General features: G+C 29.3%; 23 protein-coding genes. 12 read left to right on the forward strand and 11 right to left on the reverse strand.

Annotated elements, in window-relative coordinates:
- Window positions 1-24: 24 nt before the first annotated feature.
- Genes IFB02_RS09575 through IFB02_RS09585 form a run of 3 tightly spaced genes read left to right on the forward strand, consistent with a single transcriptional unit; the run spans window position 25 to window position 3,011 of the window.
- The gene (locus IFB02_RS09575; RefSeq protein WP_191072696.1) at window positions 25-1,149 is read left to right on the forward strand and encodes a glycosyltransferase; all 1,125 of its coding nucleotides are present in this window, start codon (window positions 25-27) and stop codon (window positions 1,147-1,149) included.
- A gap of 11 nt (window positions 1,150-1,160) precedes the next feature.
- Entirely contained in the window at window positions 1,161-2,075 is a 915-nt protein-coding gene (locus IFB02_RS09580) for a hypothetical protein (RefSeq protein WP_191072697.1), read from the forward strand.
- Window positions 2,076-2,084: 9 nt separating this feature from the next.
- On the forward strand, window positions 2,085-3,011 hold the full coding sequence (locus IFB02_RS09585; RefSeq protein ID WP_191072698.1) for a glycosyltransferase family 2 protein: 927 nt from the start codon (window positions 2,085-2,087) through the stop codon (window positions 3,009-3,011).
- Here IFB02_RS09585 and IFB02_RS09590 read toward each other — a convergent pair.
- Both IFB02_RS09590 and IFB02_RS09595 read right to left on the reverse strand, forming a co-directional pair.
- On the reverse strand, window positions 3,003-4,067 hold the full coding sequence (locus IFB02_RS09590) for a glycosyltransferase family 4 protein (RefSeq protein WP_191072699.1): 1,065 nt from the start codon (window positions 4,065-4,067) through the stop codon (window positions 3,003-3,005). The two genes, IFB02_RS09585 and IFB02_RS09590, sit on opposite strands and share 9 nt — an antisense overlap.
- A complete protein-coding gene (locus tag IFB02_RS09595; RefSeq protein WP_106687161.1) occupies window positions 4,068-4,814 on the reverse strand; it encodes a glycosyltransferase family 2 protein in 747 nt (248 codons plus the stop codon).
- 78 nt (window positions 4,815-4,892) lie between these two features.
- On the opposite strand from IFB02_RS09595, the gene IFB02_RS09600 reads away from it, so the two are divergent.
- The gene (locus IFB02_RS09600) at window positions 4,893-5,609 is read left to right on the forward strand and encodes a polysaccharide deacetylase family protein (RefSeq protein ID WP_106687162.1); all 717 of its coding nucleotides are present in this window, start codon (window positions 4,893-4,895) and stop codon (window positions 5,607-5,609) included.
- A 129-nt stretch (window positions 5,610-5,738) separates the two neighbouring features.
- Here the strand turns inward: IFB02_RS09600 and IFB02_RS09605 are convergent, their stop codons facing one another.
- Window positions 5,739-6,476 (reverse strand): glycosyltransferase family 2 protein, encoded by a 738-nt coding sequence (locus tag IFB02_RS09605; RefSeq protein WP_106687163.1) that lies wholly within the window; start codon window positions 6,474-6,476, stop codon window positions 5,739-5,741.
- Window positions 6,477-6,549: 73 nt separating this feature from the next.
- Here IFB02_RS09605 and IFB02_RS09610 point away from each other — a divergent pair, with 73 nt between their 5' ends.
- Window positions 6,550-7,365, forward strand: coding sequence for a glycosyltransferase family 2 protein (locus IFB02_RS09610; protein WP_106687330.1), 816 nt, complete (start codon window positions 6,550-6,552; stop codon window positions 7,363-7,365).
- Window position 7,366: 1 nt separating this feature from the next.
- Window positions 7,367-8,185 carry a glycosyltransferase family 2 protein gene (locus IFB02_RS09615; protein ID WP_106687164.1) on the forward strand — a complete coding sequence of 273 codons (819 nt, stop codon included), beginning with the start codon at window positions 7,367-7,369 and terminating at the stop codon, window positions 8,183-8,185.
- Here IFB02_RS09615 and IFB02_RS09620 read toward each other — a convergent pair.
- Together IFB02_RS09620 and IFB02_RS09625 are read right to left on the reverse strand one after the other, a co-directional pair.
- On the reverse strand, window positions 8,178-8,768 hold the full coding sequence (locus tag IFB02_RS09620; RefSeq protein WP_106687165.1) for a class I SAM-dependent methyltransferase: 591 nt from the start codon (window positions 8,766-8,768) through the stop codon (window positions 8,178-8,180). The genes IFB02_RS09615 and IFB02_RS09620 overlap by 8 nt on opposite strands.
- 12 nt (window positions 8,769-8,780) lie before the next feature.
- On the reverse strand, window positions 8,781-9,845 hold the full coding sequence (locus IFB02_RS09625; protein ID WP_106687166.1) for a glycosyltransferase family 9 protein: 1,065 nt from the start codon (window positions 9,843-9,845) through the stop codon (window positions 8,781-8,783).
- A 279-nt stretch (window positions 9,846-10,124) separates the two neighbouring features.
- Here IFB02_RS09625 and IFB02_RS09630 point away from each other — a divergent pair, with 279 nt between their 5' ends.
- A complete protein-coding gene (locus IFB02_RS09630; RefSeq protein ID WP_255457295.1) occupies window positions 10,125-10,703 on the forward strand; it encodes a lipopolysaccharide kinase InaA family protein in 579 nt (192 codons plus the stop codon).
- A gap of 219 nt (window positions 10,704-10,922) precedes the next feature.
- Here the strand turns inward: IFB02_RS09630 and IFB02_RS09635 are convergent, their stop codons facing one another.
- Entirely contained in the window at window positions 10,923-11,738 is an 816-nt protein-coding gene (locus tag IFB02_RS09635) for a 2,3,4,5-tetrahydropyridine-2,6-dicarboxylate N-succinyltransferase (protein ID WP_106687331.1), read from the reverse strand.
- A gap of 224 nt (window positions 11,739-11,962) precedes the next feature.
- Here IFB02_RS09635 and ruvX point away from each other — a divergent pair, with 224 nt between their 5' ends.
- The 5 genes from ruvX (at window position 11,963) to mazG (ending at window position 15,136) form a co-directional block, all read left to right on the forward strand.
- Window positions 11,963-12,373 (forward strand): Holliday junction resolvase RuvX, encoded by a 411-nt coding sequence (ruvX, locus tag IFB02_RS09640; RefSeq protein ID WP_106687168.1) that lies wholly within the window; start codon window positions 11,963-11,965, stop codon window positions 12,371-12,373.
- A gap of 116 nt (window positions 12,374-12,489) precedes the next feature.
- Window positions 12,490-13,080 carry a T9SS type A sorting domain-containing protein gene (locus IFB02_RS09645; protein ID WP_106687169.1) on the forward strand — a complete coding sequence of 197 codons (591 nt, stop codon included), beginning with the start codon at window positions 12,490-12,492 and terminating at the stop codon, window positions 13,078-13,080.
- 109 nt (window positions 13,081-13,189) lie between these two features.
- Window positions 13,190-13,780, forward strand: coding sequence for a peptide deformylase (def, locus tag IFB02_RS09650; protein WP_191072700.1), 591 nt, complete (start codon window positions 13,190-13,192; stop codon window positions 13,778-13,780).
- A gap of 55 nt (window positions 13,781-13,835) precedes the next feature.
- Window positions 13,836-14,255: a DUF5606 family protein gene (locus IFB02_RS09655; protein ID WP_106687171.1), complete on the forward strand. Its 420-nt coding sequence runs from the start codon at window positions 13,836-13,838 to the stop codon at window positions 14,253-14,255.
- A 107-nt stretch (window positions 14,256-14,362) separates the two neighbouring features.
- Complete coding sequence (mazG, locus tag IFB02_RS09660; RefSeq protein WP_191072701.1) at window positions 14,363-15,136, forward strand: nucleoside triphosphate pyrophosphohydrolase; 774 nt, start codon at window positions 14,363-14,365, stop codon at window positions 15,134-15,136.
- 409 nt (window positions 15,137-15,545) lie between these two features.
- On the opposite strand, the gene IFB02_RS09665 is transcribed toward mazG, so the two are convergent.
- From IFB02_RS09665 to IFB02_RS09685, 5 genes are all read right to left on the reverse strand, one after another.
- Complete coding sequence (locus IFB02_RS09665; RefSeq protein ID WP_191072702.1) at window positions 15,546-17,438, reverse strand: DUF349 domain-containing protein; 1,893 nt, start codon at window positions 17,436-17,438, stop codon at window positions 15,546-15,548.
- A gap of 77 nt (window positions 17,439-17,515) precedes the next feature.
- Complete coding sequence (locus IFB02_RS09670; RefSeq protein ID WP_223878832.1) at window positions 17,516-18,277, reverse strand: shikimate dehydrogenase family protein; 762 nt, start codon at window positions 18,275-18,277, stop codon at window positions 17,516-17,518.
- Window positions 18,246-19,262 carry a DUF368 domain-containing protein gene (locus IFB02_RS09675; protein WP_106687173.1) on the reverse strand — a complete coding sequence of 339 codons (1,017 nt, stop codon included), beginning with the start codon at window positions 19,260-19,262 and terminating at the stop codon, window positions 18,246-18,248. Before IFB02_RS09675 ends, IFB02_RS09670 begins: the two co-directional genes overlap by 32 nt.
- Window positions 19,262-20,269 (reverse strand): DUF368 domain-containing protein, encoded by a 1,008-nt coding sequence (locus IFB02_RS09680; protein ID WP_106687174.1) that lies wholly within the window; start codon window positions 20,267-20,269, stop codon window positions 19,262-19,264. The genes IFB02_RS09675 and IFB02_RS09680 overlap by 1 nt, the downstream gene beginning before the upstream one ends.
- Window positions 20,270-20,321: 52 nt before the next feature.
- Complete coding sequence (locus IFB02_RS09685; protein WP_191072703.1) at window positions 20,322-21,713, reverse strand: tetratricopeptide repeat protein; 1,392 nt, start codon at window positions 21,711-21,713, stop codon at window positions 20,322-20,324.
- Between the last annotated feature and the right edge of the window lie 91 nt (window positions 21,714-21,804).

Here is a 21,804-nt window from a genome sequence, read left to right on the forward strand (position 1 = left end):
GGAGCTGTTTCTGTAAGTAATTTAATGAAAGTATTATATTTTTTTCCAGGTAATCCGTTGGTACGTTCACAAGGTAACCACGTAAGAGCTTACACGCTTTTACAGTATTTTAAGGCTAAAAATATAACCTTAGATTTAGTAGCAGAAACCGATAAACACTTTACAGAACAAGATGTAGAGACACTTAAATCTGAAAAATTAGTTAATCAAGTACATTTTTTACCAAAGCATAAAAAAGGAGGTTTAAGTTATTTTTTAAAGGTCTCTATACCCAAATTGTTTAGTAAAATACCTAAACCTTTTGATCGTAGACAATTAAATCAACAACAAGCTTTTAATAAGGTGTTGCAATCTAATACTTACGATAAAATAATTGTTAGCTATTCTTGTTGGATACCTTTGGTTTTAAATAATCCATACTTAAAAGGAGCAACGACAATAGTAGATACACACGATTTTTTAACCTCGCAATTTAAAAGCCGAAAAGATTTTAAGTTAGGTGAATTTTTTGAAGGTGAAATGAAACTTTTAAATAGTGTTGATCAAGTTTGGGCAATTTCAGTAGAAGAAAAATACCTTTTTGAGCAATTTATAAAAACACCAGTGCATTTAGTGCCACACTTAACAACTAGTAAAATACAAAGCACAACAAAAACTATAGATGTTTTATACGTAGCTAGTGAAAACGAACATAATATAGCAGCAGCACGATGGTTTTTTAATAAAGTTTATCCTTTGTTAGAGACTAACATATCTATAACCGTAGTTGGAAAAATAAATAAACATGTTAAGGATTATCCAAACGTAAATAAAATTAATTATGTTGAAGATTTATCTGCAACTTACAATGCTTCAAAAGTTGTAATTTGTCCAATGTTAAGTGGTACAGGATTAAAAATTAAAGTTGTAGAAGCGTTATCCTTTAATTTACCAGTTGTATGTAATACAAGAGGCGTAGATGGATTAATTAATAAAGTAGATAATGGTTGTTTAGTAACAGATAATGCAACTAAATTTGCGTCTTACTTAACGCAATTACTTAATGATTCTAGTTTTTATGAAGCCAACAAGCAAAAGGCAAATCTATTTTACGAAGAGTTTTTAAGTGAAAAAGCTGTGTATAGTACGTTAGACCAAATTTTAAATTAATCGACTGTTTTATGAACTCTGAATTATTAAAATTCTGGTATAAAATTACCAACAATAAAAGCAAATATTTAGAAGTTAAGCATGCTAAACGCGAGCAGAAAAAACGTGCTACTTTAAATCCTGAAGTTTTAAAAACTTTAAAACAGTTTAAAGATAATATCGATTCTAAAACCGAAATTAATTTATCACATTCTGGTCATTTAGGAGATTTAATATATGCTTTACCCATTATAAAAGAGTTGTCAAAAACAAAAATTTGCAATTTAATAGTTAAAGTTAATCAGCCTTATAACGGACAATATTTTAAACATCCATCAGGAAATATTATGATTTCCGAAAGGTCTTTTAATATGCTTTTACCATTATTAAAAGAACAATCGTATTTAAATAGTGTAACAGTTTACACCAACCAAACTATAGATGTTGATTTAGATTTTTTTAGAGCTTTACCTATTTCAAATCAATTTCATTCATTTAGATGGTATTATCATCTTGTAGGAAAACAAGCCGACATGACTTTACCTTATTTAGATGTAAAACCACATAATACTATTACAGATAAAATTGTAATTGTACGTACCTTTAGAGCACGTAATGTGTTTATAGATTATTCATTTTTAAAACACTACGATAACTTATTGTTTTTGGGCACAAAAGATGAATATGAAGATTTAAAGCAAAGCGTACCAAATCTAGAATTTTATGACGTTAAAGACTTTCTAGAACTAGCACAAATAATAAAATCATGTAAGTTTTATTTAAGTAATCAAACTTTTGCTTATGCAATTGCCGAAGGATTAAAAGTACCAAGACTATTGGAAGCATATCCAGATTATCCTGTAATGTTTCCAACAACAACTAATGGAGCAGACTTTTATTTTCAAGAGCATTTTGAAGCTTATTTTAAAACCATGTATAACGCTTAATATTTTTTAATGACTACGGTAGATGTATCTATAATTACAGTAAATTATAATAATGCAAAATTGACTTTAGATTTTGTATACTCATTGGTAGCTAAGTTTCCTAAGCAGTATACTTTTGAAGTTATTGTAATTGATAATGCCTCTACAGAACCTTTAAGTTTACAATTAGAAACTACTTTTAAAGCTGTAGATTATCCTGTAATATTTCATAAAAGTGCTATAAATTTAGGTTTTGGAGCAGGAAATATGTTAGGTGTTCAGTTTGCAAAAGGTAAATATTTGGCTTTTATAAATAACGATGTAATAATTACAGAAGATTGTTTTTCTCCTTTAATAGAATATTTAAAAGCAAACGATGATGTTGCAGTCTGTTCTCCACAACAATTAAATATTGATAATAAACCTGTCATTGGGTTTGATTATTTTCAAGGGTTTAGAAAAGAATTATTTGGAAGAAGTTTTATAGAAAAATTTATAAAACATCATCCAAAACGAAAAGAATTACCATATAAAACACCTTTTGAAGTACCAGCTTTACAAGGTTGTTTTATGTTTTTTAAAGCTGAAATTTTCGCAAAAATTGGAGGTTTTGACACTAATTTGTTCTTATATTTTGAAGAAATGGATTTGTGCTTTAGGTTAAAGCAATTGGGTTATAAAAGTGTGTTAGTACCAACATCTACTTTTAAACATTTAGAAAGTGCAACCGTAAAAGCAAATCCTTTAATTAAGCAAGAGTTAATGATTTCTAGGCTTTACATATACCGTAAAAATTACTCTTATTTAAAATATAAATGCTTACAGTTTATTATTTTACTAAAGTTAGCTTTAAAAGCGTTGACCAGTAAAAATAGAGCAAAATTATTTTGGATAGTTTTTCAAGGTGCGCCTTTAAAATATTCTTTAAAGCAGAAACAACAAATGGTTTTAAAATAAACTTCTGTAGACGTCTGCATAGTGTAATGCTGCAGTATCCCAATTAAAACTTTTAGCTCGTTCTTGGTACGTATTTATATAAAAAGCTTTATTGGTTTCATACTTATGTAATCCTTCTATCAAGACGTTAGCCATGTATTTTGGATCAAAATTATCCCAATAAAAAGCATGTTTACCACCAATTTCTGGTAACGATGTAAGATTGGATAAAAATACAGGTTTACCATAAGACATCACTTCTATTGGAGGTAAACCAAAACCTTCTAATAATGAAGGAAACACTAACGCAGCACAATGTTTATAGTAATAATGTTTCTCGGTAGAACTAATTTTACCTAAAATATGAATTTGGTGTTTTGTATTAGTTTTAGCAATAGCTGTTTCTAAAACATTGGTTGTATAATCGTCCTTTGTAGATCCAGCAAGGACCAAATCAAAATCTGGTAAATGCTCCAACATTTGTACTAAAGTATGTGGATTTTTACGTACTGTTAATCCGCCAATAAAAAATAAAAAAGGTCTTTTTGTTACTGGAGTTACAGCTTTAAAATCGGTTTGAAGCTCACTAATAGGATTACCATTGTAGATTACGTATTCTGGTACATTTGGAACATCAAAATGTTTGTGAGTAGATTGTTTTGCAAATTCAGATATGTAAGTAATGGCGTGACTTCGTTTTAATTTTTCTTTAAATCTACGATTCACTTTATGGTCCATGTTGTTAGAAACTTCATCTACAAAATTTACATCATGAACGGTTAACACATACGGAATATTAAAAAATGGTTCTACTTTTATATTTTGATTTAAGCTATGCCAAACATCGTACTTTTTTTTAATTCTGAATAAAGGTTTTCGGCTTAAAGATTTATAAGTTTTATAGTTAAAATAATTACCGTATTTATCTTTTAAAGGCGTTGTGTTTTTAGCATTAAGTGTTATTTTAAAATCTTCAATTTGCGCATTATAAAGCCCATTAATTAGATGATAATTAAATTGTCCAAAACCGTTAAATTGATTTTTTATGTTATGAGATTCTAAAAAAACGTGTTTCATCTATTCAATATTTCTGTACATAGTCCAAAGCTGAATATAACGCTTAAACACCATAAAACCACTAAGATAAGATACTATAAAACCTTCTTTTCCATCTAAAAAACCAAGTCTTAAAAAATATTGGTGCATAAATCTGTACCAAGGTCTAAATAAAAAATGATATAGGTTTGGTCGGACATTTTTGTTATATAATTCTTCTGCTTTTAATTTACTGTATTTGGTAAGTTTTAAATTATAATCGTCAAAAGATTTATACGTGTAATGATCTACTTTATGTTTTAATTTTTTAATAGTTGAAGCTGTTTCAATAGCTTCGTGTACTAATTTACCGTTGTATTTGCTGTTGTTTTTATTGAATAATCTTATAACATAATCCGTTTGAAATCCACTATATTTCAAACGTTTTCCCATAAAATAAAAGTTTCGTTTTACTTTAAAAGTTTCATTTTTAGGGTTAGTTTTTACTGTGTTTGTTATTTCTTCAGCTAATTTTGGTGTTACAATTTCATCTAAATCAAAAAAGGTAATCCAATCGTGATTTGCTAAGGTTAGCGCATAGTTTTTTTGTGCCGAAAAATTATCAAATTTACGTTGTACAACTTTTGCTCCAAGTTGTTTCGCAAGATTTACGGTGTTATCTGTACTAAAAGAATCTACTATGATAATTTCGTCTGCAAAGGATAAGCTTTTAATGTAGCGTTCTACATTTTTTTCTTCGTTATAAGTTATAGCTAAAGCGCTTATCATGTTATAGAAAATAAGATTTTAGGCAAATATAACCAATAGGCTTTATATATTTGTGAGTAGTTAAAAATCATTTTTGGTATGGCAAAATTACCGGTGTTAATGTATCATTCTGTTACAACAGTTACTAATTTAAGTAAGGGTTTGACCATACATGTAGATAACCTGGAAAAACAGTTGTTGTATTTAAAAAATAACGGTTATACAACGCTTCATTTTAAAGATTTAGAGCGTTTTAAAGCCGCAAAAGATTTACCAAAAAAATCTGTAATTATTACGTTTGACGATGTTTATGTTAATCAATTAGAATTAGCATATCCATTGTTTAAAAAACATAATCTTAAAGCTTGTTTTTATGTGCCTTTTAAATTTGTTGGTAATAAAAATAATTGGGATGAAGGTGAAAAAACAATAATGTCTGTAGCACAATTAAAGCAACTGGATCCATCTATTATCGAGCTTGGTTGGCATAGTTATGGTCATATTAATTACCAATTATCTTCTATAAATACGATAAAGTTAGACTTAAAATCTTGTCAAGAATTTATTAGTAACAATGGATTAGAGTTGTCCAACACTATTGCTTATCCTTATGGAAAATTCCCTAGAAAAAACCCAATAAACAAGCAATTTGAAACCTTGTTAAAAACCAATCGTTTAGACTACGGTTTACGTATTGGAAATAGAATTAATAAATTTCCTTTTAAAAATAAGTATCAAGTACAACGCTTGGATATAAAAGGTGATGATACGTTACTAAAGTTTATATGGAAATTAAAAGTAGGTAAGTTGTTTTAAAAGTAATTAAGGTTGTAAGAGTCTAAAGAGCCTAAAGTATTTAAAGTTATAAGTGTCTAAAGTATTTAAAGTGTCTAAAGTTTTTATATTAGAATTTTTAAAGGTTACTTCCAACTTCGTACTTCAACCTTACTTTATTCCTTTTTTTAATAACATTAATTTGGCATATCTAGAAAATACACCATATGCATTAATGCTTGCAACAGCAAGTCCAGGAATACCATCCATAAAACCACGTCTTAAAATATAGCTACTAAAAAAACGGTAAAACGGTTTAAATGCTAAATGAAAATAGGTAACTTTTTTACCTTTTTTAAGCATTTGTTCTGCTTGAAACCATGCGTAACTATCTTTTTTGCTAATGTAGTGTTCTAGACCTTTGTAAGTAAAATGAAGTACAGGATTTTTAAGTTGACCAATACTACCATCAATAATCAATTTTTCGTGTACTAAACCTTCAAATTTACAATTAGCACGTTTAACTAATCGTAATACAGAATCGTAATGATGATATAAAAAACGATTCATATAAAAATGCGGAAATTTTAGTTTGTAACCTGCATGTTTAGGATTAGATATGGTGTCTAATATTTCTTGTTTTAAAGCGTAGGTAATACGTTCGTCTGCATCTACAAAAAGAATCCATTCGCCACTTACAAATTGTAAAGCGTAATTTTTTTGGTTAGAAAAATTATCAAATTTACGTTGTACTACTGTACAATTAAACTGTTTAGCTATCTGTACTGTTTTGTCAGAGCTATAAGAATCTACTACAATAATTTCGTCTGCAAAACTTACAGACCTAATAGCTTTTTCTATATAAGCTTCTTCGTTAAACGTAGGAATAATGACAGATAATTGTTTCATAAAACAAATTTATTAAAATAACTTTATCTTTGTGCTATTAATGTCTATTCTACGACATAACTCTACATATTTAATGAAAGATACTTCTATAATTATAAGCACATATAATTCTCCAGATTGGTTAGAAAAAGTGTTAATTGGTTATGATCACCAAACTTATAAAGATTTTGAAATTGTGATTGCAGATGATGGTTCTGGCGAGCCAACTAAGCAATTAATTCAGGATTTAAAACAGCAAGTATCTTACGATATTATACATGTATGGCATGAAGATAACGGATTTCAAAAATCTGAAATTTTAAATAAAGCCATTCAAGCATGTACTACAGATTACATAATAATGTCCGATGGAGATTGTATACCACGTAAAGACTTTGTAGAAGTACACGTAAAATATAGAGAACAAGGTTATTTTCTATCTGGTGGCTATTTTATGTTACCAATGTCTATTTCAAAACAAATTACTTTAGACGATATTGCTAAACAAAACTGTTTTGATGTAAGTTGGTTAAAAAAGAATGGTTTAAAAGCGTCTTTTAAAAATAATAAATTAAAAGCAAGTGGCTTTATGTCTAACTTTTTAAATTGGATTACACCAACTAACGCAAGCTGGAATGGACATAATGCTTCAGGATGGAAAGCAGACATCTTAAAAATTAATGGTTTTGATGAAAGAATGCAATATGGAGGACAAGATCGTGAGCTTGGCGAACGATTGTTTAACCTTGGCATAAAAAGTAAACAAATTAGATATAGCGCTGTTTGCGTGCATTTAGACCATCCAAGAGGTTATAAAAACCAAGAGTCTATAAACAAAAACTTGAAAATTAGAAAAGCTGTTAAAGACGAAAATAAAACTTGGACAGACTTTGGGATTGTAAAAAAATAAAATGCCTAAACTATCTGTTATTATAAGTACTTATAATCAACCTAAATGGTTGTATAATGTGTTGATAGGTTATCAACTTCAAACATTTAAAGATTTTGAAATCATTATAGCAGACGATGGATCTTCACAAAGCACAAAACAAGTAATAGATAGTTTTGCCAAACAATCTAATCTTAGCATTAGTCATGTATGGCATGAAGATAAAGGCTTTAGAAAAACAACAATTTTAAATACAGCTATTCTTAAATCTAAAGCAGATTATTTGCTTTTTACCGATGGTGATTGTATTCCTAGAAAAGATTTTGTGCAAATCCATTTTAATCTAAAACAGCAGAATTGTTTTTTATCAGGTGGATATTTTAAATTGCCCAAACACATTTCGGAAATTATAACCGAAACAGATATCCAATCACAACATTGTTTTGATAAACATTGGCTATTACAACATGGCTTAAAATCTTCATTTAAATTAAATAAATTAACCGCAAAAGGGTTAAAGCAAGTATTATTAAATACGCTAACTCCAACTAAAGCAACTTGGGACGGAATGAATGCTTCTGGTTGGAAAAAAGACCTTTTAAGCGTAAATGGTTTTGACCAAAGAATGGCTTATGGCGGCGAAGATAGAGAGTTAGGTGAACGTTTAATTAATTTAGGCGTAAAGCCAATTCAAATAAGGTATAGCGCCATTTGTGTACACCTTTACCACGAACGAAGTTATATTAATGAAAACGCTTTAACTACAAATCAAGCAATTAGAAAAGCAACCAAATCTTTAAAAAAAACATGGACAGACTATGGTATAAAACAACCTATTTAAGTCGGTAAGCACCAACTTTCCAATAGGTTTGTTCACGATCAGTTTTAACGATATTAAATTCGGTTTTTTCTAAATTTGGATTTGCGTCTATAACTTCCCAACAGTCTAATCCTTCTCTGTAAATAGAAACAATTAATAAACCATTAGGATTTAACTTTTTTATAAACCTATTTAAAACGTCTTGTCTTAACATGTCATGTACGTAATAGTAAGCTTCATTAAATACGATCACATCATACGTTTGATCTGGATTAAAAGTATGTATATCTGCGACTAAGCTTGTAGATTTGGATAGGTTTTTAGCTTTTGCGTTTTGAATAGATGCTTTAGAAAAATCTACATTATAAAAGTGTGTGTAATCTTCTGGATTAAACTTTGTGTTTAGAACAGCTTCTCCTGCGCCTAAATCTAAAATAGTTGGTGTTTTTAAACTGTATTTATTTATATAATCTACAATTTGCTGGTATCTTAAATGTTCGCGATCATTATTTAAATAGTCCCATTTTCCTTTTTTATATTGTCTGTTCCATCTCATTTTTCGTCTCCAATGATGAAATCGATCTTTTAAACTTAGTTTTTTCATAAAAAGTTAGTGTTAGTTAGCTGTTAGATGAAACTTTAAAAAAGTGTCTAATCTTGGGATAATAATTTTTGGCGTAAGTTGTTTATATAAAAAAGATGGATCTTCTTCAATTTTTTTGCGTTGTTCTCTGTTTGTCGAGAATAATTCTGGTTTTTCATCTAGTAAATGAATAGAGGTATGTGTTTTTCCGTCTTCAAAACTAGCCCAATGTTCTTTTAATACGTATGGCGAAAAAATTGTAAACGTTGGTTTGTTTAATGCTTTTGCAATATGTACTGTACCGCCTTCATTAGCAATTAATAATTTACATTTATTCATAAGTAGGGCAAAACCGCGAATACTTTCTTCATAAATATCAAAAATAATACGGTCTTTGTGTTTACACTTATTGTAAATGGTTAACGCATCTTCTTTTTGATGTGGCGAGTAATTAAATAACGCATAGACATCATAAGTTTCAGTTACAAAATCTATTAAGTCTACAATGTAATCATAAGGCATAGATTTTTGCGGTGTACTACCTAAAATACCAAACATGACTACTGGTTTGTTGTATTGGTTAAGCTTATCGTATTGTTCTTCTTTATCTGTTAAATATAATTTTGGTTCGTAAGTTGGTGATTCAATATTAAAAACCGAGGTAATTAAATTTACTCTGTCTTCAATAGATTTTCCACAAGGTTTACTTTTTTCTAATAAAAAAGGAATGTTGTGCGTGTAGAAGGGTAAAGGCGGATTTTTATCGCGCTTTTTAAACCCTATTCTTGTTTTTGCGCCTGATAATAAAGAGATAACACGACTTTGAAATTTTGCATAAGGATCTACAATAATATCATAGTTTTTACGCCTTACTTTTAGAGCAGTTTTAAATAAAACAGGTATTTTTTTTAGTTGTTTTTCGTTTATTTCGATAATATTATCAATAGCTGGATTATTTTCTATTACACCAGTTGTGTAATCGTAAACCATATAATCTATTACAGAATTTGGAAAAACTTTTTTTAAATTGGTTGCAATTAGAGACGCTAAAAGTACATCTCCAATCCTTTTATTTTGAATGATTAATATCTTTTTCATTTAAATTGGCTTTTGCCTTAGCGCAAAATATAATTTTATCGGCTTTTATTAAAATTTAGTTTAACATATCTTTGAAGCAATTATAAAAAATAGACTATCACTTACTGTCATTCTAAATATCAACATTTAAAACCTCAAATTAATGCTTTTGTAAAAGATTTTGAAAGCAAAGGAGACGCTGTAACTGTTGGTCAACGTAATGTTATTAAGTCTTTTGAAGTTGATGGCGTAAAGCTTAATATAAAGTCCTTTAAAAAACCCAATGCTTTTAATAGTTTTATTTACAAGTGGATACGACTAAGTAAAGCCAAACGATCTTTTAACTATGCAAGCAGGTTAATAGATTGCGATATTTCTACACCATTTCCTATTGCTTACATAGAAGAAACATCTTTTTTTGGATTAAAAAATAGCTATTATATAAGTGAGCATATAGATTATGATTTTGAATTTAGAGCACTAATCCACAATCCAAAATTCCCTGATAGAGCATTACTACTAAAGCAATTTGCCGAATTTACTTTTAAGTTACATCAAAACAATATTAATTTTTTAGATCATTCTCCAGGAAATACTTTAATTCTAAAAACAGATAAAGGCTATAAATTTTATCTTATAGATTTAAACCGAATGCGTTTTGAGAACATGACTTTTGATAAGCGTATGCATAATTTTAGACGTATGTGGTTATCTAAAACGATGATTAAGGTAATAGCAAAAAAATACGCTGAATTATATAATAAACCTTACCAAGAAATTCACGACGTCATGTTGAAGCATAGTATGGCATTTCAACATAAAATAAACCGAAAAAAATTGCGTAGATCTGGACGAAAAATGCAGTTTGGTACTAAGTAAAAAGGGATAAGGAAAAAAAGGAAAAAGGGAGAAGTGATAAGTTGTAAGGGAATAGGAATAAGTTTTTAGTAAAATTTTTATGAGGTATTTTATGATAGTTAGTAGTTAATAGTTTTACTAACTACTAACTACTAACTACTAACTACTAACTACTAACTACTAACTACTAACTACTAACTACTAACTACTAACTACTAACTACTAACTACTAACTACTAACTAGAAAGCTACATCATATTCGCGTAACGCATCGTTAAGCGATGTTTTTTTGTTAGTACTTTCTTTACGTTTACCAATTATTAAAGCACAAGGTACATTATAGCTTCCAGCAGCAAATTGCTTAGTGTAACTACCAGGAATTACAACAGAACGTTCTGGAACATAACCTTTCATTTCAACTGGTTTATCACCAGTAACATCAATAATTTTTGTGCTCATCGTTAAAACTACATTTGCACCAAGAACAGCTTCTTTACCAACTCTAACACCTTCCACAACAATACATCTACTACCAATAAAAGCACCATCTTCTATAATTACTGGAGCTGCTTGTAATGGTTCTAAAACACCACCAATACCAACGCCACCAGAAAGGTGTACATTTTTACCAATTTGCGCACAACTACCAACTGTTGCCCAAGTATCTACCATAGTACCTTCATCTACATAAGCACCAATGTTTACATAACTAGGCATTAAAATAGTACCTGCAGAAATATATGCACCATGACGTGCCACAGCATGAGGTACAACTCTAATACCTTTTTCTTTATAACCAGTTTTTAAAGGGATTTTATCATGATATTCAAAAATACCAACTTCTAAAGTTTCCATTTTTTGTATTGGGAAGTAAAGTACTACTGCTTTTTTAACCCATTCGTTAACTTGCCAACCATTTTCAGTAGGTTCAGCAACGCGAAGTGTACCTTCATCTAATAGCGATATTACTTTTCTAATCGCTTCAATAGTTGCTGTTTCGGTTAAAAGATCTTGGTTATCCCAAGCAGATTCGATAATGTTTTGTAAATCTTTCATGTTTTGTAATTTCATTTTTTTGGCGTGTCTTAATGGTCAGGCTTAAATTTGTACTGAGCATAATCGAAGTGCTATATTTTTTTGCCAAATATCGCAGCAAAAAAAAGATGTTGTTGCAATTCTTCACGCTAACTTATAGCAAAGATAATTCCTAAAAATTAAAATATGGCATAATAATTAAGGTGTTACCCTTATAAAACTATAAATTTGCATAAAATTTTTATATGGCTCAATTATTAGCAATAGATTACGGTAAAAAAAGGACAGGATTAGCAGTTACAGACGATTTACAAATAATTGCTTCTGGCTTAACAACAGTTCCTACCAAAGAGCTAATAGCATTTTTAAAAGACTATACTCAAAAACATGATGTCGAGCTTTTTTTAGTAGGAGAACCAAAACAAATGAATAATGCTCCAAGCGAAAGCGAAGCTTTAATTCAACCATTTTTGGTTAAATTAGAACAAGCATTTCCTAATATTCCTATAAAAAGAGTAGACGAGCGATTTACTTCTAAAATGGCTGCAAAAACTTTAATCGATAGCGGATTGAAGAAAAAACAAAGACAAAACAAAGCGTTATTAGATGAGGTAAGTGCAACTATAATTTTACAAAGTTACCTCTACAACCAATAATCGTACATTTATTCTAGCAGTTTATCGTTAGTTTTTATACTATAATCTAATTTATTTCAATAGTAAATTTTTTCAAAGTTATATTTGATTGCTATCACTAATCAATAAATTTTAATATGAAAAAACTTTACTTTACAAGTCTATTATTTTTAATAGTTATAAGCTTTACTTTACAGGCTCAAAATTGTCCACCAACTGGATTTTCAGATGGATCTTCAATTTACTTTTTCTACGATCCAGGAACATCTAATTGTGTAGATCGACCAAACACGATTACTGCCGAAGCAAAATCGTTTACTTTAGTAGAATGTGATGCACCATATTCTATTTATGATATAGATAATTCTAATGATCAATTAACTAATAGCAACTTTTTTCTAGCAGATTTAGGATATGGTCAATGTGAGTATACAAACGGTAATTTAACTAATCAAACATTGTCTGTAAACGATGTAGAATACATCAAAAATACAGTAAAATTATTTCCTAATCCGGTAGTTAAAAACAGTGATTTATTTGTTGTTTTAGGTACCAAAGCAAATGCTACAGTACACGTATATTCTGTAACAGGAAAATTAGTGCAAACTAAAACGGTTAGTAATTTAAGTCGTGTAAAATTAGAAACAAATACCTTTGCAAAAGGTGTGTATATGGTACAAATAGACTTAGAAAATACTACTATCACCAAAAAATTAGTAGTCCTATAAATATAGTTTTTCTATACGTTAAAAAACTCTTTATTTTAAAGAGTTTTTTTTATTTGTATTAATACCATTTACAGCAAAAGTATTGTATTTTTGCAGCAAAATTAATTTTATGATATTACCAATAGTCGCATACGGAGATCCAGTTTTAAAACAAACAGCAAAAGAGATAACTAAAACATACCCAAATTTAGATACCTTAATAGAAAACATGTTTGAGACTATGTATGGCGCTTACGGTGTAGGATTAGCTGCGCCGCAAATTGGTCTGTCTATCCGTCTTTTTATTGTAGATGCATCACCTTTCGCAGAAGATGAAGAATTATCAAAAGAAGATCAGGAGCAATTAAAAGATTTTAAACGTGTTTTTATAAACCCAGTTATCCTAGAAGAGACTGGAGACGAATGGGCATTTAACGAAGGTTGCCTAAGTATACCAGATGTAAGGGAAGATGTGTTTAGAAAACCAGTAATAAAAATACAGTACCAAGATCAACAATTTAATACACATACAGAAGAATTGTCCGGTCTTGCAGCACGTGTTTTCCAACATGAGTATGATCATATAGAAGGCGTGTTATTTACAGATAAATTATCATCATTAAAAAAACGACTAATCAAAGGAAAATTAGCCAACATATCTAAAGGTAAAATAAATGTAGATTACCGTATGAAGTTTCCGTTATTGAAAAAGAAACGTTAAACGTTTGGAAAACCCAATGTAAGATTAGATATTTGCCACCTTTAAAATTAAATTTATGGCTTTAGAAAAAGTATTAGCAATATCAGGTAAACCTGGATTATATAAATTAGTAACACAAACAAGAACAGGATTTATTGCAGAATCTTTAATAGATCAAAAACGTATCGCAATAGGTATACAGCAAAATGTAAGTGTGTTAAGTGAAATAGCTATATATACTCTTGCCGAAGAAGTGCCTTTAGCAAATGTTTTTAAAAAAATAAGCGAAAAAGAAGATGGAAAAACTACAGCAGTTAGCCATAAAGATTCTAAAGATAAATTAGAAGAATACTTTTTTGAGATTTTACCAGATTATGACGAAGATAGAGTGTATGTAAGCGATATCAAAAAAGTGATACAATGGTATAACTTATTAGTTAAAAACGATCTTTTAAATTTAGAAGAAGACACTAATAAAAGTGATGAAGAAGAATAATCACACGTTCCTAATACAAAATTAAATCCAGCATTTTGCTGGATTTTTTTATGCCATTAACATTAACAAACCTAAATCATTGTACTTTTACAAAAACAACTTTTTTTATGAATACTAGAGCAGAGCAACTACAAGCATTTGATCGTTTATTAACTATAATGGAACAATTAAGAGAACAATGTCCTTGGGATAAAAAACAAACCATGCAAACCTTACGCCATCTTACTATTGAAGAAACTTACGAGCTTGGCGATGCAATATTAGACAACGATCTAGGAGAAGTAAAGAAAGAATTAGGAGATCTAATGCTTCACTTGGTTTTTTATGCAAAAATTGGAAGTGAAACAAACGATTTTGATATAGCCGATGTGTTAAATACGGTTTGCGAAAAGCTTATACATAGACATCCGCATATTTACGGAGATGTAAAAGTTGAAAACGAAGAAGATGTAAAACGCAATTGGGAAAAACTAAAATTAAAAGAAGGAAAAACAAGCGTATTAGAAGGTGTGCCAAAAAGTTTACCAGCATTAGTAAAAGCAAGTCGTATTCAAGATAAAGTTGCAGGTGTTGGTTTTGATTGGGAACAACCAGAACAAGTATGGGAAAAAGTAGAAGAAGAGCTAACAGAATTTAAAGCAGAAGTTAATAATAAAGATGAAGTAGCTATGGAAAATGAGTTTGGAGATGTACTATTTTCTTTAGTTAATTATGCGCGATTTTTAAAAATTAATCCAGAAAATGCTCTTGAAAAAACAAATAAAAAATTCACTAAACGATTTACTTATTTAGAAGAAAAAGCTAAGTCCTTAAACAAAAATTTAAAAGAGATGTCACTAGAAGAAATGGATGTGTTTTGGGAACAAGCAAAAAAATTATAAAAAATATACTCGCTTAAGTGTTGTTATATAAGGGTTTGTGTTAAGAAAGACATTTTTTTTAAAAAATAATAGAATTAAAATGATCCAAAATAAATATCTAACCGTATATACATTATATGACATTAACACTTACCAAGAGTATATAGTTGATTAATAGCGAACATCAGTCTTAAAATGTCATAAAAAAGAAAATTATTTCTTGTAAGCGAAGAGAAATAATTGGTTAGTTTAGTTAGGAGCCAAAACCCTATTTCCCCTCAGAAATAGGGTTTGGTTTTTTATTAAGTAAAGTATTGTAATAGTTTTTTTAGTGATAGTATTAAAAGCACAACTATAAAAAGAATTAAGGCAATAAAATGTTTAATCTTTACATACTCTGCAATGCTATCCCAAAAATTATTATTTTTCACTAGTATAAAGACTTAATTTTTTTCAATTTATTCTTCCAAATAGAAAGTTCGTCTTTGTGTTTTTTTATGTTTTTGTGTACGTCTTTTACCAATGGATTATCAGATTTAACGTTTGAGAAAAACAGTAGATTATTTTCTAATTGATTGATTTCGCCTTTAATTTCATCTACTTTTTTCTGGATATAAAAACGTTCGTTATCTAAAGCTCTTTGGTCTTCTGTAGAGGATAAATCTTGTAATTTATTTTCAAACTTTATCATTTCGGCTTCAGCCTTATTAAGATCTAATCCTTTAAATAGTTGATCTAACGCAGTGTTAAAGTCGTTTTCTATTTGTCGTTTATTTCTTGGTACACGACCTATGTTTTTCCAAAGATTTATTTGTGATTTTATGGTAGCTAAATCTTCTTTTTGATCACCTGTAAGAGAAATATCTTTTACTTTTTTAAGTAGAGCTTCTTTTTCTGTATAGGCTTGATTTTCTTCCTCAGATGCTGCGTTGCGTTGTTCTTTTATTCTATCAAAATAGTGGTTACATGCAGCTTTAAATTGATTCCATACTTTATCACTATCTTTTCTTGGAACATGACCAACTTGTTTCCAGTCTAACTGGATTTTTTTCATTAAAGGTGTTGTTGCAGCAAAATCTTCGTTATCCTTATTTTCTTGGGCAATTTTTACTAATTCTAACTTTTTTTCAAGATTAGCGTATTGTTCTTTTTTAAGATCTTTATAGAATTGATTTTTCTTTCGGTTAAATAATCTAACGACTTCTTTAAATTTTGCCCAAGTCGCTTCATTAACTTTAATAGGTACTTTTCCTGCTTTAAAAAACTCTTCTCTTAACGCTTCTACCTCTTTTATTTTGGATTGCCAACCTTTATGCGAGTTAATATTTTCTTGAGCAATAGTTTGAATATTATCTATTATTGCATGTTTATTTACAAGATTTTGTTCGTAAAGTGTGTCTAGGTTTTTAAAATAATCTTGTCGTTTTTCGTTTATTTTTTTTGTTGCTTCTTTAAAGCGTTCCCAAATTGGTTCTCTATATTCTCGTGCAACAGGACCAAGCTCTTCCTTCCATATTTTATGTAGGTTTTGTAATTCTCTAAACGCACGATTTATGTTATCGTCTTTAGCTAATTCTTCTGCTTGCTCTATTATTTTTGTTTTTAATTCTAGGTTATGTTCAAAATCTTTATCTCTTAAATCACGGTCTAAGTGAAGTAAATCGTAAAATCTTTCTACATTAAAATGATAACTATTCCAAGCGTTATTGTATTTGTCTCTAGGAATTGGTCCTGCATTTCTCCATAGCTCTTGTAAATCTTTAAAACTTTTGTATTTACTGCTCATAGAGTCTTCTGCATTATCTGTAAGATGCTTTATTTGATCTATGATTTCTAATCGTTTTTCTAGATTTTGTTTTAGATTTTTTTCTAGATTTTGGTAGTGTGCAGTTAGTCTTTGCTTGTAATCTTTGTAAGTATCTCTAAAATTTCTTTGTAGTGGTGAGTTGTATCTAAAGTCTATTTCGTTACCACCATTACTTAAAAATTCTTCTTTTTTCTCTTCTAATAAATCTTGAAACTGCTTATCAAACTCGTTTTTTAATGCGTCAACATGTTTTTTTATGGCTTGTACTTTTTCGTTTTTTACTAGCCTATCTAATTCTATTACTAATTGCTCCATATTAAGCGATTCGTAATCTTTTTCTTCAATATTATGACGGTCTTTATTGCCTTCATCTTCGGCATCTTCTGCGTTAGAATCGTCAATTTCGTTTAAAAGGTTATCGTCTTCGTTTGAAGTGTTTACGCTGTTTTCAGTTTGAATAGCGTCTTTTTTGTCTTCCATTCCGTCTGCATTTTGCAGGTTATCTTGCTCTGTCATCTTTAAATGATTTATTAAATTAGAATTTAAAGATAATAACAAGTTGAAAAATTACAAACTAATTTAAGAGCTATCCTTTATTTATTCCATATTTTCCATGCTTTTTCTGCTTGAAATACTAGCATATCATACCCATTTATAATGGTTGCTCCTTTATTTTTACCTTCTTGTAAAAATAGAGTGGTAGATGGGTTATAAATTAGATCGTATAAAATATGGTTTGAGGTGATAAATTGGTAAGGTATATCTGGTGCATGATTTACTTTAGGATACGTACCAACTGGCGTACAGTTTATTATAATTTGATGATTGTTAATTAATTCTTGATTTAAATCCGTATACGTGTAGTCTGCATTATTACTAGCAGTTCTAGATACAAATTTATAATCGATGTTTAATTGTTTTAGCACGTAAGCAATAGCTTTACTTGCGCCGCCAGTACCTAAAATTAAAGCGTTTTTGTGCTGTTTTTTTAGTAATGGTTTAAGTGATTTTTTAAATCCGTAACAATCTGTATTATAGCCTTTTGTTTTTCCTTTTTTTGTGATTTTAATTGTGTTTACAGCACCAATTTTTTTTGCTTTTTTATCTATTTTATCTAGAAGCGGAATAATTTCTTCTTTGAAAGGTATTGTTACATTTAGCCCAGCTAAATGATCTGTAGCTAAAATTTCTTTCTTAAATTGATTTATAGATTGAATATCAAAATTTTGATAGGTTGCATCTAAGATATTTTCGTCTTTAAATTTTATTGAAAAATAATTTTGAGAAAATGAATAGGATATGTTACGACCAATTAGTCCAAATTTACGCATTGGCTTGTCTTGTTTTTTGTCCATAAAGTTCTAGTGCTAATACGATTGCAATTCCAATAATAATAAAGGCAACAGCATAAAAAGTTTCTGGTGAAGCATCTGGAAAGTACCGCTTGTAGTTTTCTATAATTTTTTCGCCTCTAGAGTCTAACACAAAAGTGGAATTGTTGGTTTTAAAAATAGTTTCTTTAAAAGGCCAAACAACACCTAAAGATCCTATTATAAAACCTATAATGGAAGCTATTGTTACACTTTTATAATGTTTTAAAATGTAGTTTAATACATGAGAAAAAGTGACCAAACCAACTACAGATCCTAATGTAAACACAGCTAAAACCTTTAGCATTCTTAACCTGATAGCATTGGTTGTAAAACTAAAATCTCCAGTAATTACTTCTGCAAACGTATCGTACAATGCGTTTACCGAGTCTACTAAAAGCAGTACATAATTACCAAGTAATATTAATATAAACGAACCCGAAAATCCTGGTAAAGTCATACCAGAAACACTTATTATACCACAAAAGAACACAAACAATAGGTTGTCGTTTTCTTTTGCTGGATCAAGAAAACTAATGCTTAATCCAACTGCAATACCAATGGTTAAAGCTAGATAGGTTGTAGGTTTCCAGTCTTTAAAATCTTTACTTATATAGTAAATAGATCCTATTATCATCCCAAAAAACACACTCCAAACATACAGCTGATAATGGGTAATTAAATAATCTAATATTTTAGAGATACTAAAATAGCTTATTATCATACCTAAAAATAATAAGCCTAAAAATCTACCATTTATGTAGTAAAAAAAACTTTTAAATCTTCCGTTAAAAAGTAGTTTAAATGCTTTTGAGTTTACTTTTTGTAAAGAATAAATAAACTCTTCATAAAATCCAGCAACAAAAGCGACTACGCCACCAGAAACACCAGGAACTTTATTTGCTGCTCCCATTCCTAATCCTTTTAAGATCAGGAATAAACGGTCTTTAAGTGTTCTAGTACTTTGCATTATTTAACTTTGTTTCCTAATTTTTCAAGTATAAAAATAGTTAAAAATCCAGCAATCATTAATCCAATTGCTAGAGGTAATTGCGCACTTGTTGCATTTATAGCCTCATAATTAGAAGGCGAAATACTATGCTCTAAAACAGTTTTATAACTGTCAAAATTATTTAGATTTTTTTGATAAATACCAAGTGTTCCAACATCTGAAACAGTTTCAAATTCTATGATTTGCCCATTAAGATCACTCATAACTGTATCTGTTTTTTTATATGGCCAGACTTTGTTTAAGGAACCTAAAATAAAACCGGTTAACAAGGCTAGAGTAATATTGTGATAATGTTTAAAAAGCCATTTTAAAATTCTACTAAAACTAAGCAAACCAACTACAGCACCAGAAGCAAATAATGCTATTTTTTTTAAATCAAAGTCATGAAACGCGTCACTTAAAGTTTTATATGCGCCTAAAATTACTAATATAAAACTACCAGAAATTCCTGGTAAAATCATAGCGCAAATTGCAATTGCACCAGCAATAAATAGAAAATAACTACTAGTATTACTTGCTAAAGATGGTAAGTTGGAAATATAAAAAGCAATACAAGTACCAATAATTAAAGCTATAACAGTTGCTGCAGACCATTTTTTAATTTGCTTTCCTACAAAATAGATACTTGCTATAATAAGACCAAAGAAGAAAGACCAAATTAAAACAGTATGTTGTTCTAAAAGGTATTTAGCAATTCTCATAAACGAAATAAAGCTTATGATTATTCCAGTAAGTAAGGCTAATATAAAATTACCATTAAGCTTTGTCCAAAATGCATTAAAACCTTTGTTTTTTAGAGTTTTAAGTAAGTCAAGATTAATATTACTTATTGTAGTTACAAGCTCTTCATAGATACCAGAAATAAAAGCAATTGTTCCTCCAGAAACTCCAGGAACAGCATCTGCTGCGCCCATTGCAACACCTTTTAAACTTATAAACAGGTAGTCTTTTAATCGTCTTTGCATATTGATTTATTTACTAAATCCAAAGGTATGCAAATTTAGAATTATGATTAAGTTATTGTAACTTTTTTAACGCCTTTTGAAAAGTTATAGAATTGTAAACTAGCGGAAACAATTCTTCAACAATAAAAAGATAATCTTTGTTATAACTTAACGCGTTTTTTAGGTGGTAACTTGCTTTTTCTACCTCTAATATTTGAAAATAAATTCCAGCCAATCTAAACTCTATTTCAGGGTTTTCTGGGTAAAATTCTGCAGCTTGAATTAGGTTATAACTTGCTGCATCTATTTCACCAAGTTGTAAAAGTATATCTGTTCTAGAAATCCAAGTAGTTAATTCGTAATTACCTAAATCTAAAGCGCGTTTGTGACCTCTTTCGGCTTCTTCAAGAAAGTTTAATCTGTGATTAATTTGCGCATATAATTTCCAATAAATTACATTTTCTGCATCTATATTAATAGCTTTATTAATGTAATAAAGTGCTTTTTGGTAATTGTGTTGTTTGGTGTAAAACTTTGTAATTGCAATCCAACCTTTATCTAATAACGGATCTTCTTTTACGGTCTTGTAATAATATTGTTTAGCTAAGTCTAATTGTCCTAACTTCTCGTAACAACAACCCATTCTTAACAAAGCAAAACTAGTTGGATCGTCCAACTCCATGGTTAAATGGTAATTTTCTATTGCTTCTTTATAGCGTTTTAGTTTCTCTAAAACTTTTCCTTTTTCTAGATAAGCTCCAACAAATGTATCGTCTGATATGATTGCAAAATCAAACGCGCTAAGTGCTTTTTTATAATCTTTTATAGAAAAATATTGTTTACCTAATTGGTGCCAAGCGACTTCACAATAAGGATTTTCATTTAAATATTTGTTTAAAAATAGAATAGCCTCTTCATTTTGATTTAAAAAATCAAAACAATACATAATATTATATAATGAAGAATAATCTTCTGGATCTTCTTCTAGACATCTCATAAAACTTTGTTTAGCGTCTTCAAAGTTGTCTAAAAAAAGATATTCCATACCGATAAGCGCATAGATTTCAGAGGTTTCTTCAGAAATATTTAATGCAATTTTTAAAACTTTTATAGCATCTTCATGTTTATCTTCTTTAGATAAAATGTTAGCTTTTTGAATGTAAATTTCTTCGTTAGAAGGTTCTAATTGATATAACCCATCTAGAAGTATATTAGCTTCTTTTAGCTTATTTTCAAAAACATAAACTTCTACTTTAAAAAGTTTTAAGTTTGTTGATGTTGGATGTTGCTCTAAACCTAATTTTATAGCTTTTTTGGCTAATGCCACTTTACCTTGATTAAGGTAATGGTGTATTATGTTTTCAAATTCTTCAGAGTCAAAAAACAATACGTTGTTTGTTTTAAGCATAGACTCAAATTTGTTAAGCGAAATATTGTAGTTAGGTTTATCTTGGCTAAATTCCATAGGCATTTAATTTCCTGTAATAAATGTAACGCTCTATTTTTCTATTTTTAGGCTTTACATCTTTTTGTTTTTAACAAAGTAATGAACAATC

This window comes from Mesoflavibacter profundi (assembly GCF_014764305.1).
Classification (GTDB): Bacteria; Bacteroidota; Bacteroidia; order Flavobacteriales; family Flavobacteriaceae; genus Mesoflavibacter; species Mesoflavibacter profundi.

What these genes read in the sequence shown, in the direction of transcription:
- IFB02_RS09665 (WP_191072702.1), bottom strand. Translation starts at nt 17,438, where the DNA reads ATGACAGAGCAAGATAACCTGCAAAATGCAGACGGAATGGAAGACAAA.
- IFB02_RS09615 (WP_106687164.1), top strand. Translation starts at nt 7,367, where the DNA reads ATGCCTAAACTATCTGTTATTATAAGTACTTATAATCAACCTAAATGG.
- IFB02_RS09590 (WP_191072699.1), bottom strand. Translation starts at nt 4,067, where the DNA reads ATGAAACACGTTTTTTTAGAATCTCATAACATAAAAAATCAATTTAAC.
- def (WP_191072700.1), top strand. Translation starts at nt 13,190, where the DNA reads ATGATATTACCAATAGTCGCATACGGAGATCCAGTTTTAAAACAAACA.
- IFB02_RS09675 (WP_106687173.1), bottom strand. Translation starts at nt 19,262, where the DNA reads ATGCAAAGTACTAGAACACTTAAAGACCGTTTATTCCTGATCTTAAAA.
- IFB02_RS09680 (WP_106687174.1), bottom strand. Translation starts at nt 20,269, where the DNA reads ATGCAAAGACGATTAAAAGACTACCTGTTTATAAGTTTAAAAGGTGTT.
- IFB02_RS09580 (WP_191072697.1), top strand. Translation starts at nt 1,161, where the DNA reads ATGAACTCTGAATTATTAAAATTCTGGTATAAAATTACCAACAATAAA.
- IFB02_RS09620 (WP_106687165.1), bottom strand. Translation starts at nt 8,768, where the DNA reads ATGAAAAAACTAAGTTTAAAAGATCGATTTCATCATTGGAGACGAAAA.
- IFB02_RS09595 (WP_106687161.1), bottom strand. Translation starts at nt 4,814, where the DNA reads ATGATAAGCGCTTTAGCTATAACTTATAACGAAGAAAAAAATGTAGAA.
- IFB02_RS09605 (WP_106687163.1), bottom strand. Translation starts at nt 6,476, where the DNA reads ATGAAACAATTATCTGTCATTATTCCTACGTTTAACGAAGAAGCTTAT.
- IFB02_RS09635 (WP_106687331.1), bottom strand. Translation starts at nt 11,738, where the DNA reads ATGAAAGATTTACAAAACATTATCGAATCTGCTTGGGATAACCAAGAT.
- IFB02_RS09625 (WP_106687166.1), bottom strand. Translation starts at nt 9,845, where the DNA reads ATGAAAAAGATATTAATCATTCAAAATAAAAGGATTGGAGATGTACTT.
- IFB02_RS09645 (WP_106687169.1), top strand. Translation starts at nt 12,490, where the DNA reads ATGAAAAAACTTTACTTTACAAGTCTATTATTTTTAATAGTTATAAGC.
- IFB02_RS09585 (WP_191072698.1), top strand. Translation starts at nt 2,085, where the DNA reads ATGACTACGGTAGATGTATCTATAATTACAGTAAATTATAATAATGCA.
- IFB02_RS09655 (WP_106687171.1), top strand. Translation starts at nt 13,836, where the DNA reads ATGGCTTTAGAAAAAGTATTAGCAATATCAGGTAAACCTGGATTATAT.
- IFB02_RS09670 (WP_223878832.1), bottom strand. Translation starts at nt 18,277, where the DNA reads ATGGACAAAAAACAAGACAAGCCAATGCGTAAATTTGGACTAATTGGT.
- IFB02_RS09610 (WP_106687330.1), top strand. Translation starts at nt 6,550, where the DNA reads ATGAAAGATACTTCTATAATTATAAGCACATATAATTCTCCAGATTGG.
- ruvX (WP_106687168.1), top strand. Translation starts at nt 11,963, where the DNA reads ATGGCTCAATTATTAGCAATAGATTACGGTAAAAAAAGGACAGGATTA.
- mazG (WP_191072701.1), top strand. Translation starts at nt 14,363, where the DNA reads ATGAATACTAGAGCAGAGCAACTACAAGCATTTGATCGTTTATTAACT.
- IFB02_RS09685 (WP_191072703.1), bottom strand. Translation starts at nt 21,713, where the DNA reads ATGGAATTTAGCCAAGATAAACCTAACTACAATATTTCGCTTAACAAA.
- IFB02_RS09600 (WP_106687162.1), top strand. Translation starts at nt 4,893, where the DNA reads ATGGCAAAATTACCGGTGTTAATGTATCATTCTGTTACAACAGTTACT.
- IFB02_RS09575 (WP_191072696.1), top strand. Translation starts at nt 25, where the DNA reads ATGAAAGTATTATATTTTTTTCCAGGTAATCCGTTGGTACGTTCACAA.